Annotated in this window: 16 protein-coding genes; 9 read left to right on the top strand and 7 right to left on the bottom strand. The window is 42.1% G+C overall.

The window, feature by feature from the left end; genetic code table 11:
- Nucleotides 1–68 precede the first annotated feature (68 nt).
- Nucleotides 69–1,466, bottom strand: coding sequence for a bifunctional glycosyltransferase family 2 protein/class I SAM-dependent methyltransferase (locus tag MHI60_RS09805; RefSeq protein ID WP_144471972.1), 1,398 nt, complete (start codon nt 1,464–1,466; stop codon nt 69–71).
- 136 nt (nt 1,467–1,602) lie between these two features.
- A complete protein-coding gene (locus MHI60_RS09800; protein ID WP_144471970.1) occupies nt 1,603–2,967 on the bottom strand; it encodes a sugar porter family MFS transporter in 1,365 nt (454 codons plus the stop codon).
- A gap of 257 nt (nt 2,968–3,224) precedes the next feature.
- Between MHI60_RS09800 and MHI60_RS09795 the strand changes: the two genes are divergently transcribed.
- Nucleotides 3,225–4,190 carry an LCP family protein gene (locus tag MHI60_RS09795; protein ID WP_048237597.1) on the top strand — a complete coding sequence of 322 codons (966 nt, stop codon included), beginning with the start codon at nt 3,225–3,227 and terminating at the stop codon, nt 4,188–4,190.
- Between the two features lie 363 nt (nt 4,191–4,553).
- The gene (locus MHI60_RS09790) at nt 4,554–5,435 is read left to right on the top strand and encodes a Cof-type HAD-IIB family hydrolase (protein WP_186318675.1); all 882 of its coding nucleotides are present in this window, start codon (nt 4,554–4,556) and stop codon (nt 5,433–5,435) included.
- Between the two features lie 56 nt (nt 5,436–5,491).
- On the opposite strand, the gene MHI60_RS09785 is transcribed toward MHI60_RS09790, so the two are convergent.
- The 5 genes from MHI60_RS09785 to pgsB all read right to left on the bottom strand — a co-directional run bounded on the left by MHI60_RS09785 (nt 5,492) and on the right by pgsB (nt 9,822).
- On the bottom strand, nt 5,492–6,715 hold the full coding sequence (locus MHI60_RS09785; RefSeq protein WP_111290673.1) for a C40 family peptidase: 1,224 nt from the start codon (nt 6,713–6,715) through the stop codon (nt 5,492–5,494).
- A 108-nt stretch (nt 6,716–6,823) separates the two neighbouring features.
- On the bottom strand, nt 6,824–6,994 hold the full coding sequence (locus MHI60_RS09780; protein WP_087976066.1) for a hypothetical protein: 171 nt from the start codon (nt 6,992–6,994) through the stop codon (nt 6,824–6,826).
- Complete coding sequence (locus MHI60_RS09775; protein WP_111290671.1) at nt 6,991–8,157, bottom strand: CapA family protein; 1,167 nt, start codon at nt 8,155–8,157, stop codon at nt 6,991–6,993. Before MHI60_RS09775 ends, MHI60_RS09780 begins: the two co-directional genes overlap by 4 nt.
- A gap of 18 nt (nt 8,158–8,175) precedes the next feature.
- Complete coding sequence (gene pgsC / locus MHI60_RS09770) at nt 8,176–8,625, bottom strand: poly-gamma-glutamate biosynthesis protein PgsC (protein ID WP_007497520.1); 450 nt, start codon at nt 8,623–8,625, stop codon at nt 8,176–8,178.
- A gap of 15 nt (nt 8,626–8,640) precedes the next feature.
- Complete coding sequence (gene pgsB / locus MHI60_RS09765) at nt 8,641–9,822, bottom strand: poly-gamma-glutamate synthase PgsB (RefSeq protein WP_342502614.1); 1,182 nt, start codon at nt 9,820–9,822, stop codon at nt 8,641–8,643.
- A 747-nt stretch (nt 9,823–10,569) separates the two neighbouring features.
- On the opposite strand from pgsB, the gene MHI60_RS09760 reads away from it, so the two are divergent.
- The 7 genes from MHI60_RS09760 to MHI60_RS09730 all read left to right on the top strand — a co-directional run bounded on the left by MHI60_RS09760 (nt 10,570) and on the right by MHI60_RS09730 (nt 18,135).
- Nucleotides 10,570–12,051, top strand: a complete 1,482-nt coding sequence (locus tag MHI60_RS09760) for a spore germination protein (RefSeq protein ID WP_095409731.1) — start codon at nt 10,570–10,572, stop codon at nt 12,049–12,051.
- Entirely contained in the window at nt 12,041–13,138 is a 1,098-nt protein-coding gene (locus MHI60_RS09755) for an endospore germination permease (RefSeq protein ID WP_095409732.1), read from the top strand. The genes MHI60_RS09760 and MHI60_RS09755 overlap by 11 nt, the downstream gene beginning before the upstream one ends.
- Nucleotides 13,128–14,270, top strand: a complete 1,143-nt coding sequence (locus MHI60_RS09750) for a Ger(x)C family spore germination protein (protein ID WP_095409733.1) — start codon at nt 13,128–13,130, stop codon at nt 14,268–14,270. Before MHI60_RS09755 ends, MHI60_RS09750 begins: the two co-directional genes overlap by 11 nt.
- Before the next feature lie 118 nt (nt 14,271–14,388).
- Complete coding sequence (locus tag MHI60_RS09745) at nt 14,389–15,375, top strand: LacI family DNA-binding transcriptional regulator (protein ID WP_095409734.1); 987 nt, start codon at nt 14,389–14,391, stop codon at nt 15,373–15,375.
- Nucleotides 15,372–16,250, top strand: coding sequence for a ribokinase (gene rbsK, locus MHI60_RS09740; RefSeq protein ID WP_111290665.1), 879 nt, complete (start codon nt 15,372–15,374; stop codon nt 16,248–16,250). Before MHI60_RS09745 ends, rbsK begins: the two co-directional genes overlap by 4 nt.
- Nucleotides 16,247–16,639, top strand: coding sequence for a D-ribose pyranase (gene rbsD / locus MHI60_RS09735; RefSeq protein WP_095409736.1), 393 nt, complete (start codon nt 16,247–16,249; stop codon nt 16,637–16,639). Before rbsK ends, rbsD begins: the two co-directional genes overlap by 4 nt.
- Nucleotides 16,640–16,653: 14 nt before the next feature.
- On the top strand, nt 16,654–18,135 hold the full coding sequence (locus MHI60_RS09730; RefSeq protein WP_111290661.1) for a sugar ABC transporter ATP-binding protein: 1,482 nt from the start codon (nt 16,654–16,656) through the stop codon (nt 18,133–18,135).

The following is an 18,135-nucleotide window of genomic DNA, read 5'->3' as shown; positions in this document are numbered from 1 at the left end:
TGACATTCGTGAGTACCGGAGCGCAGACCTGACACCGAATGCGAGGGTTTGGCTACACGCTAAGGCGGTTATCCCGAAGGGGAGCCGCCTTTTTTACGCACGACAATGAGAAGCTGATACAAGGTCACATGGTCAGACAACGCTTTTGTTTGAAAGCCAAGTGACACTCCTATTCTTGCCACTTCGTCAAAAAACAATTGGACGTTTTGATCAATCTGTACATTGATCCGCTGCTCGATCACGCGTTCAAACAGATGGTCTGGGAAAAGCGCACGCATGGTGTTTGGTGTGAAGAACCGCATATGGGTTCGATCTAAAATTCCTACATCTTGATACGTAAAATCCCCTGTCATTAAAGGTAGAAGCACTTCTGCATGCATCATGTTAGGCAGGCAGCAAATAATGACACCGCCTGGCTTTAAAGATGCGTGCGCTTGTTCAATGATGTGCCAAGGATCTGACACGTGCTCTAAAACATCTGAAAAAATGACCGCATCAAAAAAGGCCTTTTTTTCTGACCATGGGTATTCATCCGCATTTGCCTCGATGACTTCTTCGTAATACGCCTTTGCGACTGCTGCTTTTAATGTATCCGCCTCTACCCCGTACATGTCAACAGACTGACGATTCATTAGTTCAAGCCCGGTAGCCCCTGCGCCGCACCCAACATCCAGCACGCGTGCAGCGTCCTCAGGGAGTAATTCCGCAAAATATGGATGAGGGGTGATCAAATTTAGATCTATGCCCCACTTATTTAAAAACCGAAGTCTGTTCTCAGTAAACAGTGCAGAGATGTTCGTTTCTTGATTGGCATTGAAGGTAGCATGACCATGATGATGCACAAAGGAATCATGCACAATTTGCAGCTGATATCCTTTCAGTAATGAACGTAAGCAAAGATCGTCATCCTCAAATGATCCATAAACGAACCGCTCATCAAATAACCCCACATCCTCGATCAGCTCTCTTTTCACGAGCAAGCAAAACCCTACAAGCCGGTGCACATATGTTCTCTGACCTTTTCTCTTAGACGTATACTCCTTAGCAAAGTCTGGGAGCTCCTTCACATCTGTATACGACGGCTGGACCATCTGGGGGCCGCTCACATAATTAGAGACTGGCCCAACCATCCCAATACGTTCTGATGCGAATAACGCCTCTTTTAATGGAGTAAGCCAGTTTTCCGTCACGATCGTGTCATTATTTAAAAAGAGAATGCTGTCTCCTGAAGCTTCTTTTGCCCCTTGATTACATCCCTTTGCAAAACCTTGATTCTCTTCATTATCAATGAATATCACATCTTCCAGCTCTCTTACATATTCCTTCGTGCCATCAGTTGACGCATTATCGACGATGATGAGTTCATATTGGTCGCTGCTCGTATGATGTTTAATGCTTTCGATACATGTTTTCGTTAAATGCAGTTCGTTGTACGTCAGCATGACAATGCTTGTTTTCCCTTTCATCTCATTTCCACCTTTCACCCGCCTGTTCCATATGTATGTTGTAGGCAGCACGTTCAGAAGATGAGGGAATGTCCTTTCTTGATTAAACGTTTGTTTAACATAGGAAAACCAGCTGCATACAGCAGCTGGCCATTGTTCACACCGTTTTTCCTTCGTCACCTGCGACGGCTCGATTTCTCTTTTTTAAATCTTCTTCAATTTCTTCAAGACTTTTCCCCTTCGTTTCGGTCACTAAGTATTTCACAAATAAGAAGGCGCCTACGCCGATGACCGCATAGATGAGGAAAAGATTACTGATGCCAATCGCGCTTAATAAAGCTGGGAATGTAAGCGAGATGATTAAATTTCCTGTATGAAGGAGGAAGGTCGAGACACCTGTACCGATTCCCCGGACATGTACTGGGAACAGCTCTGGGAGCATCACCCAAACGACAGGACCCCAGCTGACAGCAAAGATGACGATAAAGAGACCTAAACAAATAACGGTTGTCCACCCTGCAGCACTTGACCCCTCGAAAAATCGGTTGACCACTGACAGGACAATTAAACTAAGAACCATTCCCGCATTCCCAAATAGGAGCAGCGCTTTACGTCCTACACGGTCAATGATTTTGATGGCGACAAACGTCATGATGACATTCACTGCACCAATTCCGACAGTTCCTAAAATTGCCGCTGAATTCCCAAAGCCAACGCTTGTGAATGTTTTTGGTGCATAGTAAATGATCGTATTTGTACCGATAAACTGCTGTAGAAAGGCTAGGCCGACACCGGCGATCAATGCTGGGCGTACCCATGGCTCAAATAATTCCTTAAAACCGCCTTTTTCTTCACTTTCCGCCTTTTGAATATCTGAAATTTCTTCTTCAACTTCTTGCTTACTTTTTCTGAGTTTAGATAATATCTCCTTTGCACGGTCAGCCTGTCCGTGGACAAACAGCCAGCGGGGACTTTCCGGCATAAACAAAATCCCACCTAATAAAAGAACAGAAGGAACAACCGCAATTCCAAGCATCAAGCGCCATGCCTCTGCATCCGCTAAAGCGTAGTTCACAATATAGGCAAGAAGAATACCAAATGTGATCATGAGCTGGTTTAAAGAGGACAGTGCCCCTCGTGATTCCTTTGGCGCAAGTTCAGATAAATATAATGGAACAATCGTAGTCGAACACCCGACAGCAAGCCCTAGTACAATTCGGAATAAGACCATCACTTCCGTATTCGGGGCAAAGGCTGTACCAAATCCGCCAATAATAAACAAAATAGCTGCGGCGATGATTGCTTTTTTCCGCCCAAATTGGTCTGTCAATTTTCCAGAAAGAGAAGAACCAAGCATCGCCCCGATTAAAATCGAGCTGACGACAAGCCCCTCTGTGAACGCATTTAAACCTAAATCCTCTTTCATAAATAAGATGGCGCCAGAGATGACACCTGTATCATAGCCATATAAAGCACCGCCAAGGGCGCCGAAGAAATAAAGCCATCCATTCCGATTTTTCATATACATAACCCCACTTTTGTCTCTGTACTCTATGAAAAGTCATTTTCCTCACTTCCTGTCATTTCAAACATTTCGATGTTTTATGACAAATATATTTCATTTGTGTATATTTGAAACTTTTCACGAGAAGGAAACGTCAATTAAGCGTTAATGAAAAAAATGTCGCACTATATCCCGTTTTAAGGTATATTTGTTTTAGTTTGTAAGCAGAAAGAAGGACATCTTTACTATAAAATCATAGCGAGGGTTTAAAATATATGGATCAATCACGAAGTAAACGCAAAGGGAAAAAGCGTTTAAAACCATGGGTGAAAGTCACTCTATTTATATTTGGTATTCTTTTACTGACGACCGCTTCTGTTACTGGCTATGCCTACTACAAAGTAACAAATGCTGCCAAAAAGGCACAAGTATCTCTAGATCGCGGTGCACAATCTGTGAAACGGATTGAAGCATTCGATCCAGGAAAAGACAGCTTTTCTGTCTTGCTGCTTGGAATTGACAGCAGACCGGGCGAAACAGTGAAACAAGCACGAAGCGACGCAATGGTGTTAGCAACCATTAACCGCACAAATAAAACCGTTAAATTATTAAGCATTCCTAGGGACTCATACGTTAATATTCCAGGCCACGGTTTTGATAAAATTACTCACGCACACGCATTTGGCGGTGCAGATTTAACAGTGAGTACCGTTGAAGATTTACTAGATATTCCGGTTGATTTTGTCATCCAAAGTAATTTCGTAGCATTTAAAGAAATCGTCAACGAATTAAACGGTGTTCCTATTAACATCAAGGATGAGTACCTTGTGAAACAGATTAAAAAGGATACAAAAGGCAAGGTTGTGCTTCAAACTGGAACTCATACACTAGATGGTGATCAAGCGCTCGCTTATGTGAGAACGAGAAAAGCAGATAGTGACTTAATGCGTGGACAGCGACAAATGGAAGTGTTAAAAGCCATTTTCGATAAATCAAAATCATTAACATCTATTCCGTCATACGACAATATCATTGATACACTCGGTGATAATGTGTCAACCACGCTTTCTATGAAGGAGTTAGTCGGTCTTTTCCCTCTTCTGACTTCATTGAAATCGGTTGATACCATTCAGCTTAAAGGATCTGATTACCAGCCAAACGGAGTTTATTATTTCCAATTGGATCAAAACCAGCTGAACGAAGTAAAAACTGAATTGAAGAAGCAGCTTGAATTATCATAAATAGAAGCCTCCCCAAGGGGCGCTTTCAGATTGCTGACAAAGGGGTAAAATGAAGTTTATTTTACCCCTTTGTCTTCTTTTCAGCGTGATAGAAAACCTTTGCAGCCCTAGGAAGGGCGAGCACCGGAACAGAGCGAATTTGACATTCGTGAGTACCGGAGCGCAGACCTGACATCGAATGCGAGGGTTTGCCTACACGCTGGAAGCGTCCCTTTGGGGCGCTTTTTCTTATTTCCTTGATCATTCGCTCATTTTTGTTTAGCCTTGATAGTGAGGAATCAACCATCCTTTTTTTATGAGATTGAAGGAATTCGTACATACTTTGAAGAGGCTGTTGCATGAATGAAGGAGGATTTGACAGCGATGAAAAAAATGATTGCTATTGATTTAGACGGTACACTCTTAAATACAAAAAGTGAAATATCCGCTCAAAACCGAGAGGCATTGATTCGTGCGAAGAATGCTGGATATATTGTGACCATCTGTACAGGGCGGGCAACTTTTGATGTAAAGGAGCTGCTTGGCGATTTGGACATCCCCATTATTGCGGCAAACGGCGGGACTGTTCATACAGAGGGATACGAGCTCTTCAGCCGAATCACACTGGATCAAGAAGCAGGCAAGCGGGCCGCAAAGGCATTAGTGGAACGTAACATTTACTTTGAAGTCTATACAGATGATGCCCTCCTCTCTCCTTTTGATGGAAAAGAGAAGCTGAAAGCAGAATTTGATCTGATCGAAAGCGCAAACCCAAATGAGGATCTCGCTCATCTATGGGAAGGTGCCATGACGCAATTTAAACAATTCGGCATCAAACCAGTGGATGATATCCGTCAGATTTTTGAGTCGAATGAACCGACCTATAAATTACTCTGCTTCTCGTTTGATATGAACAAACTGCATGAAGCTCGAAGTCTTTTGGCAGATATGCCTGAGCTTTCATTGACCTCGTCTGGAAAACATATTATTGAGGTGCTGCCAAAAGAGTCTGGAAAAGGACATGCCCTGAAAAAGCTCGCAGCCCATTATGGTGTAGACCGCTCACATATTTATGCAATTGGCGACAGCCCAAACGATCTTTCTATGTTTGAAGAAGCAGGCCACCGCATTGCAATGGGGAATGCAGTAGATGTCATTAAAGAAAAGAGCACCTACATCACAAAAGGGAATCATGAAGATGGTGTCGCTTATTTTATTGATCTTCTTTTACAAAATCAATTCCATGAAAAAAAGACGCTTGTCTGATCAGCGCCTAGAGAGAAGTCCAGAAGTCCGATACAAGTACTGATCGGGCTTTTTCTTTATTTTTTGATTCTAACAGCCGTTTCGTATTTGTCCTTCCAGTACGTACTTGTTTTCATATTGGTCAAGACAACACCGTTTGAGACAGTGACATGAATGACTTGATTAGATCCTGCATATATCGCCGGCATCAATGATGTTCCGCTGAAGAAGACAAGATCTCCTGGCTTAAGCTCAGAACGTTTCACAGGTGTACCTGCTTTGACTTGACCTGATGCATAGCGAGGCAGCTCAATGCCAAGCACTTCTCGATACACATACTGTGTGAACCCTGCTGTATCAAATCCTTGCTTTGGGTTCGTACCGCCTTTGACATAAGGGACTTCGCCGATATACGTAGCGGCTTTTGATACGATAGGATCCTCTTTCGCAAGCTCCAGATCTGTTAATCGTTTCGCACCTGTCCATTTCTCGCGCCAATACGATTCAGACAAATAAGAAATTGTCACACTTTCAGAACGGCTTGCATGAATAAAGCGGTCGCCTCCAATATACATACCTACATGAGAAATTCCGGGCTTATATGTGTTGCTAAAAAAGACAAAATCCCCAGGGCGAATATCGCCTAATGCCACTTTTTCTCCAACGATCCACTGCTGTTCAGCACTTCGAGGTAAATAGATCCCAAGTGATTTTTCAAATAAATACTGTAAAAATCCTGAGCAGTCGAATCCAGTCTTTGGATCTGCTCCTCCAAATACGTAAGGAATACCTAAATAGGTCATCGCATCTTTCACAAGTGGATCATCAGAAATTTCTTGTGTGCCAGGCAGTCGTTTGACCGCATAAAATCGATCAGTCCAATATTTGCTTTTGCTGACATCTGTTTTCACCACACCTTGACTAAGCGTGATGTGGATGACCTGATTGTTACCAGCGTACATCGCCACATGTGTCGGGATATCCTTTGTTTCTTCAAGGCTTCGGAAATACACAAGGTCACCAGGCTGGGCTTTTTCCCATGATACCTTTTTTCCAATCTGGTATTGGTCGATTACCTTTCGCGGCAAATCAAATGTTTCTGATGTCTTGTACACGTATTGAATAAACCCAGATGCATCAAAGCCCGTTTTTGGATCGGTTCCTCCTTTATGATAAGGTGTTCCAATCAGCTTTTCCGCTTGCTCCAAAAGAGATGGTGTTTGAGCAGATACTGCTGATTGGGACATGAACATCAGCCCTACGAGCGCACACCCTCCAATCAACATTTCTTTCCATTTCATGATCCTTTCCCTCCTTTCTTCTATAGTTTCGGCATGACACCTTTCATTTTACACTCTATTTCGACAAAAAAAGAGCACGCGATATGCGTGCCCTTTATCCTTTTTAGGTTATTTACCTGCTTCCGCTTTTGACTGCTTTTGCTGTTCAATTTTCTGCATTTCAACCGAAATCTTTTGTTTTTCGTGATCTGTCAGACTATCACTAAATTTAAAAGCAGACATAAAGACAAAGACTAAAATTAACGCAACAAACGGCCAGCTTGCTTTTAGGAATTTCATTTCTTCTCTTTCCCTCCGTTTTCTTTTAAGTTTTTAACTTTATCAGCGTGATCTACTTCAAAGAAAATGTGTCCGTCTTTTTCTTTCCAATCCGCATTCGTCCCATTGGTCAGCATACGGATAATGGCTTTTGATTCTAGAGATCCTGCTTTTACTGGAGCAGGTGTTGCTTCTTTGATGTACATTGGGACAACTTCAAATGTCGCTTTTCCATCTTCATTCAGATGATACTGAACAAGTGCAGAATCACGTGTTCTTGACCAGCCTTGGTCAAAAATAAAGTTTCCTAGGCTATAGAAAATCGCCGTTCCATTATAGACTTCCATCGGTTCAAGAACGTGCGGGTGAGCACCGATAATGATATCAGCACCGGCCTTAGACATCGCTCTTGCCAATTCTCTTTGTCTGTCGTTTACTTCATTGTTGTACTCCTGTCCCCAGTGAGCATGAACAACGACAATATCTGCCTTTTCAGCAGCCTGCGAAATCATCGGAATAAAGATAGATGGATCGGCTGGCAGAATACCCGCCTGGCGATTCGTTGCTTTGAAATCTTTCCCATACACATCTGTAAAACCAAGTGTAGCAATTTTGACACCATTTACTTCTTTGTACGAAATGTTCTGCTTCGCATCTTGGAGGTTACGACCTGCACCTGTATAATCCATGCCAGTTTGTTCAAAGGCATTGATCGTGTTGTTCAGCCCTTTTTCACCATAATCTGCCGCATGGTTATTCGCAAAGTTTAAGACAGAGAAATTTAAATCCTTCAACGCTTGGACAGAATCTTCATCTGTTTTTAAATGAATATTCTTTTGGGCAGCCTGCTCCTTATCTGATGCGACTGGATGCTCAAAGTTTCCTGTCACATAATCTGACACATCAAAATATGGCTTGGCATAGCGAAAAAGATGCTGTTTTCCATAGCGTTCTGTTACTTTCTCTACGTTTCTACCAAACATAATGTCACCGACAAACGAAGCGGTCAGGATGTTTTCTGGATTCTTTTGTACAGTTGGCACTTGTGCTTTCCCGATAAACGTAAATAGAAATGTACAAGCAATAACGATCGGTAAAGCAATCAGTACATGTTTATTCGTCTTTTTCTTTTGGTTCTTTGTGATTTTCAGCAGCTTTTCCTGAAAGCTCAATTTTTTATTCATCATTGGACACACCTTATCTTAAAATAGATAGTAAACATACATGATGGCAAATGTTGCACCACTTAGAAGTAACGTGCTTCCAAGGGTAATCGTAAGACCTTGCTTTTGAATCGTATTCGCAATCAATCCAGGGACGATGATTCCGATTCCGCGGAATTCTGCTATTTCAAATGGGACCACTGGATAGAAGAAATCAAATATCAGTTTTAAGGCAATCCCTGTAATCAGCATCGCAGCAAACTTTCTGCGTCCGTATAAAATCATAAATTTTGATAGGCCAAAGCGAACGATCACATACGTAAGCAAGCTGACAGATAAGACGACTAAAATGAAGACTGGCTGGTTAAATACGAGCGCTAGATAACCTGGAACAACTAGCCCAGCTGGTACGATTCCTGTTTTTTCTGCAAAGATTAAACTAAGTAGAACACCTAAAATTAACGAGATATAAAGATCTGATCCGAACATTTTCTATATTTCCTCCTAGCTGACAAGCTGCTTAATTTTGTATTCTTGAATTTTTTCGATTAACGGTTCAGCGGCACCATGGATATTGCCGACTCCATAAACCACTCGATTATGAAGCTTTTTCTCAAGCATATTCATAATTTGTTCTGTAGATTGATATTCAAGGTTGTGTAAGTGGTCAGCCGGAATTTTCCCTTCCTCATATGCCTTCACAATTGGATCTGTTGTTTCACCAATTAAGACAAGGTCACTTGCTTCAATATAAGGAAGTACATCCTCCGCAAACTGGATCGTTCTATCTACACGATCCGCACGGCAGTTCATAATAATAATCGGTTCATCTGTTGGATATCCAATTTCTTTCACACGCTTCCAAATGTTCAATGTAGAGGATGCGTCATTTGCCGCGAATCCATTTACAAAGTGTCCAGGCGTTTTCGCGTCCATTAATGGAAGAATTCTCATCGCTCCTGGATCAGGCGGTGCATTTAACATTCCTCTGAATGCCGTATCTTCATCAATCCCTAATGCTTGGGCAACACCAAGTGCCAGTGAAGCATTATCTGGGAAAACCATGTACTCAAATTTCCGTAAAAACTCATCGGAAAACTTGGAATTATCTGCAACAATGACTTCTGTGTTGCGTTTTTTCGCAATCTCTTTAAAGAAATCCGTATATTCACTATCCGTAATAACCAAGTGTCCATTGTAAGGAATTGTCGCTGTAAAGGCTTCTGCTATTTCATCAAGTGTCGGCCCCATGACGTCCATATGGTCTTCAAGAACGTTTACGATCACGCCAATGTTTGCTTGAAGCAGCTCTTCCTGAAAGATAATTTGGTAATCTGGATTTACCGCCATACATTCACTGACGATGGCATTCGCTCCTCTTTCAACTGTTTCTCTCATAACTTCCTTCTGCTCTCCGATATTCGGTCCTTGCGGTTTCCTTTTAATCGGTTTCTCCTCTGGCGTATCCCAATAAATCATTCTTGCATCCGTTCCCGTTGTTTTACCGACAGTTTTATAACCTGCCTCCATTAAGATACCGGTTGTCAATCTTGTGACGGTAGACTTTCCGCGAATACCATTAATATTGACGCGCACCGGCAGGGCATCGATATTTTTCTGATGACGCTTCTTTTCAATAAAGCCAATCCCTAACATGATGACACAGGCTATAACGATTAACCACATCGCTTATCTACATCTCCTTTTTTTATGAGTGTGATATGTAAATTCAATCAACAGTATATCTGTTCAGCATAAAATCACAATCGGTATTATGTAACATAATCTTTCACTTCCTCGTATGCCAAATTCCTCTAATCAGAAGGCTTATTTGCCTACCCATCCTTTAAATGAAAAGGCCAAAAGGCGGACAAAAATCACTCTGAATTTCTACTGAATTTAAGAGAAAGCGTTACCATCAATGATCCGAAAATCTTTTGTCCTTTTCTCCCTAAATTTTTCGACAATTATTAAGATGTATTTTGAATCAATGTTTTAAAGCCCTCTCTTCTCTATAACATCAGTCATATCAGCACTTTAAATGAATAGTGCGTGTTTTGGAATGTTTTATATTTTTGAACGAACAGGTTAGAAAGTCATTCTCATTGGTCAGTTTGCTGCGTGTTGACCTATGACAAAGGTCACCTCTAAAAAAATCAAGTCATCTGCTTATTTTTAGGTCACAAAAAATTGGGATAAGATGTAAAATTTTGATCATTTCGGTGTACCTTCTTTTTACGATATTCGCACCTTATGACCTAAACAATGAAACATTATTCATTTGTTTTTATCAAGATTCATCATTTCTTAACATTTTTAATGTGAATTTAGTTGAAAGTTGTCAGCTCATGTCATGCTTTCCCCAAAGGAGACGAATAAAATTCGCTTCTCCGCTTACACTATGGTTAAAAAATCTGTGAGAGGAGGCTAAAGATGCCAAACACCAATGAGCAGACACGCCTGCATTTTTTATCAGGAAGCTTTGACGAGAAAATCCGTATCCTTAAAAAAACATTTCAGCAAAGCGGCGATTTTGAATACCGAGAGTTGATGGTGAATGAAACGAAATGTGCGCTGTTTTTTATTAAAACAAGAATAGATGAAGGAAAACTAAATGATTTCATTATCGGCAACTTGTTAGGCCCTCCTGGAAAGCAGGATTATACAAAATCTCTAAGCACACTTGAAACAGGCGACTTGACACTGATCACAGACAGTATTATTGCAGGAAGTATTGCCTTTCTTGATGAAAACTCCTCGCAAATCAAGCTGTTTGCTGTCGGTCAGCCGCCGTTGCGCTCTATTTCTGAACCTTCTTCTGAAAGTATTATCGCGGGCGCACATGACGGGTTTGTTGAAAGTCTTGATACCAATATCTACTTACTTCGTTCGCATTTAAATGATCGGAAGCTCGCTATTCAATATCATAAGGTCGGTACAAAATCGGAAACAAAGCTTGCAACGGTGTATATATCTGATATTGCCAATCAAGAAAAGGTCGAAGAAGTCAACAGACGGATTTCTTCTATTAAAGTAGACACACTGATAAGTCCTGGCTCTATCGTTGAAGCAATTGAGGAAGATTCATTTTCTATTTTCCCTCAGCTGATTGATACAGAACGTCCGGACAAGGTAAGATCTGCGATTCTTGAAGGCAGAATAGTCGTACTCATGGATGGCAGTCCAATGGCCATCATTCTGCCTATCACGTTCTTTAGTTTTTTTCAGTCGCCAGATGATTATAACAGCCGCTGGATTCCTGCCACGTTTATTCGTATTCTTCGTTATCTTGCCTGCATCATCGCAGTCATATTGCCATCTTTTTATATTGCTGTTATTGCGTTTCATTATGAGGTTGTCCCAGATGAACTAGCTATTACGATGAAGAACTCTATTATTGGCATTCCCTTTCCTCCATTGATAGAGGCTATGCTGATGGAGATCACAATTGAACTTATACGTGAGGCTGGGGTGCGTCTGCCTAAACCAATCGGGCAGACCATTGGCATCGTAGGAGGTTTGGTTATTGGGGATGCGGTTGTACAAGCAGGACTTATTTCGAATGTCCAAGTGATTGTAGTCGCTGTGACGGCTGTCGCTTCATTTGTACTTCCGTCGTTTGAAATGACGTCCACCATCAGGATGCTTCGTTTCCCGCTCATGTTTATGGCATCGATGTTTGGATTTGTTGGCATTTCATTTGGGCTCGCCATTATACTTATGAATTTATGCCGCTTAGAATCACTAGGGGTGCCATATTTATCACCTGTCGCTCCATTTAACTGGCAGGACTTAAAAGATACTGTGGTTCGACTCCCAATGTGGATGTACAAAAACCGCCCTGTTTATTTAAATCCGCAAAAGAACAAACAAATTGAACAACTGAGAGGGTGGGAAAAGAAAAATGAAAAATAAAATATCTCCACCTCAAGCTGTTTTTTTCATCATCCAGTCTCAAATTGGTGTTGGTATTTTAGCGCTCCCCCATTTACTGATGAAAGACATGGGACACGATGGCTGGATGGCGATAATTGTCGCGTGTTTTTTTATCCAGCTCATCAATACCATTTTTATTTATATCATCTACAAGTATCCAGAAACGTCATTTTTCCAAGTGCTGATTGAGGTCTTTGGAAAATGGATTGGACGCGCCTTGACCGTGCTCTATACGGTATACTTTGCCTCGGTCTGCATCGTAGTCCTTTCTATATTCACAAGGATTCTTGGCATATGGGTGCTCCCGCTCACACCAAACTGGGTGATTAACCTATTACTGATGATATGCATTATCTATATTGCAAAGGAGCAAATTACAGCCATTGTCAGGTTTAACTTTATCTTAACTCCCTTTTTGCTCACGCTCTCTCTATTGATGTTCTATTCATTGAAAGGAACCAATATTGATTACCTCCTGCCTTTCTTCCAAACGGATATCTCTCAATTTCAGCTTGGATTGAAGGATGTGGTGCTGTCAATGAATGGATTTGAGATGATTTTGATCATCTCTCCACTGATGAAGGGCTCCATTAAGGAACGATATAAAGTGATGACCATTTCAAATATATGCACGACGCTTTACTACCTATTTATTACTATAATTTGTTTTATGTTTTTCAGCCCGGCTGAGCTTGATGTGATTCCAAATCCTGTTTTGTATCTATTAAAAACCATTACATTCGGTGTCATTGAGCGGACGGATTTAATCTTTCTAAGCTTTTGGGTCTTTATCATTCTCGTCACACTGAGTAATTATCTGTACTTTTGTGCAAATGGTGTGTCCAGTATGCTGAAGAAAAAAAATCACAAAAAATATGTCTACTATTTCGCCATTTTGATTTATGCTGCAAGCTGTTTTCTTTCAACTGATAACTTTAGAATTCAGCGATTCAATGACTTTACCACCGTTGCACAATATTCATTTATTTACACACTTCCGATCATGATGGCCGTTATCATCTTGATCAAACACCGCAAAAAGAAGGTGAAATCACATGCATCATAGGTACATGTTGACGCTGCTTATGTGTGTTTCCCTCATTTTCATGCCTGGCTGCTGGGATCAAAACCTATTAAAAGACATCTCTCTCATATTAACTTCAGCTGTTGATCAAGGAGAGGATGACAATGCTAGGTATTCGATTACCTATCGAAAGGTGCAGCAGTCTCAAAGTATGCAGCAAGGGAATACTGGCAGTTATTTAACCACTGTTCTCACAACCGAGGCGCCTACTTTAAGAAAAGCAAGAAGCAACTTTAGCCGGAGTGTAGACCAAAAAATTGATATGTCGAAAATGAGGGTGCTGCTGGTCGGTGATGAATTTGCCCAAAACCGGCTGCTCCCTTACTTAGATATGTTTTATCGCGATCCCAAAAGCCCTTTGCTCGCAAACTTAGCAGTGGTGCAAGGAGGAAGCTGTGTAGAATTAATCAATTCTCTGCTCAAGGAGAAGCTCATTGTAAGCGACTATTTAAACAACCTGATCACTTCTGCATCACACTCCTCCCAAGTTGCACCTAAAAACATTCAAAATGTCCGGTCTAAAATGCTGCAAACCGGCGAGGACTTCACACTTCCGTTGCTCTACTACGATAAATCAAAAAAGTTAACGAGTGTGAGAGGGGTTGCCTTATTTGATAATGAGAAAAAAAAAGGTGAACTCTATGCTCAGGATGCCATTCTGCTCACTGTTATGGATGGTAAAATGGGCAAATATGCAAACTTCACGAAAAAAGTAAGAAGTGATATGAAATCAAAGGAAAACAATTACATCACCATTCAAGTAACCGATTCAAAGAGAGACATTAAAATTGTCAATCCTGATCACCGAAACGTAACCTTCTCTCTTGAGTTTGAATTCAACACCTCTGTTCTTGAATATCCGAAAGATAATTTAGATACAGATAAGAAAATCGAAATGTTAAATAAGAGGCTGTCAGCTATTTTGACAAAAGACGCTGAAAAAGTCATTGCAGCCCTGCAAGAAGCGAATTCTGACGTGCTAAGCCTTGGCAGAAAATATCGGGTAAAACACTATGATGAATATATGAAAATGAACTGGGTCACCGATTATCCGAAGGTGAAAATCATTCCAAAAATCAAAGTGAATATTACACAAACAGGTATTATTAGTTAAAGAAAAGGAAGAAGACATCTTTCTTTTCTTTTTTTATTTTTTTTAGATTGTCATTTCGATGCTTTCGTGATAATCTATGTGTGTAAACGGTTACACATTCATGAAGGGAGGCTCTCCATTGGCTACAATTAAAGATGTCGCAAAAGCTGCACAAGTGTCTGTTGCCACTGTTTCACGCGTGCTCAATGACACTGGATATGTTCATTCAGATACGAAAACCCGCGTGACACAAGCGATGCAGGAGTTGAACTACTTTCCCAATGAAGTGGCTAGATCCCTTTTCAAAAGAGAATCACGCTTAATCGGCTTAATCTTGCCTGATATCACAAACCCCTTCTTTCCTCAGCTGGCTAGAGGCGTTGAGGACGAAATTCATGCGCACGGTTTTCGGTTATTATTCGGGAACAGTGATGAAGATCGAGAGAAGGAGATGGCCTACTTACAAACCTTTAAACAAAATCAAGTGGTCGGTGTCATCGCAATCACAAATGAACCTGAATCAGATATATACAATGATGATGATCTACCTGTTGTGTTCTTAGATCGAACCGTTCCACATGCACCTTCTGTTTTTGCAGATGCTGCAGCTGGCGGGAAAATGGCCGCAATGGAATTAATTAGACGGGGCAGCCGGCAGATCACACTGTTAAAAGGACCTGCCCATCTGCAAACTGCGCGGCAGCGATTCAAAGGCGCACTCGATGTTCTCACGGATACAGGTGTCGACTTTCATGTGATGTCTAATGCTTCCTTTTCCTTTCAAGAAGCCCGAAAAAGCGCCAAAGCCCTGTTCCAGCTGTACCCTGAAACAGATGGGATCATTGCCAGCAATGACATCGTCGCAACAGCGGTCATACACGAAGCGCTTCGGATCGGAAAAGCCATTCCAGGAGACGTTCAAATCATTGGATTTGATGATATTCCGCAAAGTGAACTGCTCTTCCCTTCCTTATCAACCATTAGGCAGCCCGCCTATGAGATGGGAAAAGAAGCGGCACAGCTATTAATCAAAGCGATTCAGAAACAACCGATAGATCAACCAGTTATTCAAATGCCCGTCTCTTTTATTGAACGAGAGACCACAAGAAAGGTGGATTCACAATGAGTCATATTGTTGTAGTAGGAAGCTGTTCAATGGATTTAGTCGTCACATCAGATAAACGGCCAAATGCCGGTGAAACGGTGTTAGGCGAATCGTTTAAAACCGTCCCAGGCGGAAAAGGTGCCAATCAGGCGGTCGCAAGTGCCAGACTCGGTGCAGATGTATATATGGTCGGCCGAGTTGGTGATGACACTTATGGTCAGGATATTCTCAGCAATTTAGAAACACAAGGTGTCCGCATCTCATATATGAAACCGGTTACCGAAATGGAGAGCGGCACAGCTCATATCATTTTAGCGGAAGGTGATAACAGCATTGTCGTGGTCAAAGGGGCAAATAATGAGGTCACTCCTGACTATGTAAGTGATGCTCTTTCTACAATTGATGATATTGGGATGGTTCTCATTCAGCAGGAAATACCTGAAGAAACGGTCGAAGCGGTCTGCGCCCTTTGCAGTGAAAAAGAAATCCCTGTGATATTAAACCCTGCACCAGCCCGCAAAGTATCGCAGCAGGTTTTAAAGCAGGCTGCTTACATTACACCGAATGAACACGAAGCTGTTCTGATGTTTGATGGTCTGCCAATTGAAGATGCCTTGCGTCAATACCCTAACAAATTACTGATCACAGAAGGGAAAAATGGGGTTCGATATTTTGACGGATCGAAAGAAGTGTTAGTTCCAGGTGTACCTGTCGAAGCGGTCGATACAACAGGAGCTGGCGATACCTTTAACGGAGCCTTAGCTGTCGCCCTAACAGAAGGCAAATCCCTCTATGACGCGCTTGCCTTTGCCAACCTTGCAGCATCTATGTCCGTCACAAAGTTTGGCGCACAAGGCGGCATGCCAACAAGAAAAGAATTGGAGAAAAAGAAATGAAAAAAAACGGCATCCTAAACAGCCATATCGCCAAGGTGCTTGCTGACCTTGGCCACACAGATACAATCGTCATCGCAGACTGTGGTCTCCCTATCCCAGAAGGTCCAGTCAAAATCGACCTGGCGTTATCGATCGGCACACCATCTTTTCAGGAGGTCACCTCCCTCCTTCTTCAGGAAATGGCCGTTGAAAACATCACTGTAGCTAGTGAAATCAAAGCAGCCAATGAACGAGATCATTCATTTCTTAAGAAAGCGCTCTCAAATCCATTACATGAAGTAGACCACGAGACGTTCAAAGACATGACCAAACAGGCAAAAGCAGTCATACGAACGGGTGAAGCCACCCCATACGCAAACTGCATTCTTCATGCCGGTGTCATCTTTTAAAGGAGGAGCCAGATATGAACATTGAGATGCATAACATCCATAAGGCTTTTGGCAAAAATACCGTTCTCTCCGGGGTCTCCTTTGACCTCGTCACAGGAGAAGTCCACGCCCTCATGGGTGAAAATGGTGCGGGAAAATCAACTTTAATGAATCTGCTTACAGGTCTTTATTCTTTAGATCAAGGAACGATTCAAATCGACGGAAAAGAAACCGCTTTCAAAAATCCGAAGGAAGCGGAACAGCACGGCATTGCCTTCATTCATCAGGAGCTCAACATATGGCCGGATATGACCGTCTTGGAGAATCTATTCATCGGGAAAGAAATCTATACGAAGCTCGGACTGCTAGACACGAAAAAAATGAAGGTCCTCGCCCAGGCGCAGCTGGACAGGTTGTCTGTGAATCTCTCGCTTGATCAAGAGGCTGGCAGCTGTTCTGTTGGACAAAAACAGATGATTGAGATTGCAAAGGCATTAATGACCGATGCGAAGGTCATCATCATGGATGAGCCGACAGCAGCTCTAACGGAACGGGAAATTGAAAAGCTCTTCCAGGTCATTGAATCTCTCAAAAAAGAAGGAGTTTCGATCGTCTATATTTCTCATCGTATGGAGGAAATCTTTGCAATCTGTGACCGGATTACGATCATGCGTGATGGGAAAACGGTCGATACGAAAGCCATACCTGAAACGAATTTCCATGAAGTCGTCAAAAAAATGGTCGGCCGGGAATTGACAGATCGATATCCCGAGCGAACGCCTTCTACAGGAGACATTGTCCTTGAGGTGAAACAAGCGTCGAGAAAAGGACAATTTCACGATATCAATTTCTCAGTTAAAGCTGGAGAAATCGTCGGTGTTGCAGGCTTAATGGGTGCTGGCCGGACCGAAATGATGCGGTCACTGTTTGGCCTCGATCCTCTTGACCAAGGAGAAATATGGGTTCATGGGAAAAAAGCTTTGATTAAAAAACCAAGTGATGCCGTCAAGCTCGGCATCGGCTTTATCACAGAGGATCGCAAGGATGAAGGGCTGATGCTTGATGCATCCATCCGAGAAAACATCGGTCTGCCAAACTTAAAAAGCTTCTCTCCAAAGGGACTGATAGATAAGAAAACTGAACAGGATTTTGTCGATCTGCTCATCAAAAGACTAACGATTAAAACGGCTTCCTCTGACATTTCTGCCCGAAGCCTGTCTGGCGGAAATCAGCAAAAAGTTGTCATCGCCAAATGGATCGGCATACAGCCAAAAGTGTTGATTTTAGATGAACCGACACGAGGTGTTGACGTCGGAGCGAAACGAGAAATCTATCAGTTAATGAATGAATTGACCGATCGAGGGGTTGCCATTTTAATGGTCTCCTCTGAACTCCCAGAGATACTCGGGATGAGCGATCGAGTACTCGTCATTCATGAAGGAACCATCAGCGGGGAATTAGATAAAACAGAAGCTACACAGGAACGAATTATGACACTAGCTACAGGAGGGAAGTAA

The sequence above is a fragment of the Bacillus sp. FSL K6-3200 genome (assembly GCF_038630485.1).
Classification (GTDB): domain Bacteria; phylum Bacillota; class Bacilli; order Bacillales; family Bacillaceae; genus Bacillus; species Bacillus safensis.
The sequence above is the reverse complement of the archived record's forward strand: the minus strand, read 5'-3'. Positions and strand labels throughout refer to the sequence as shown.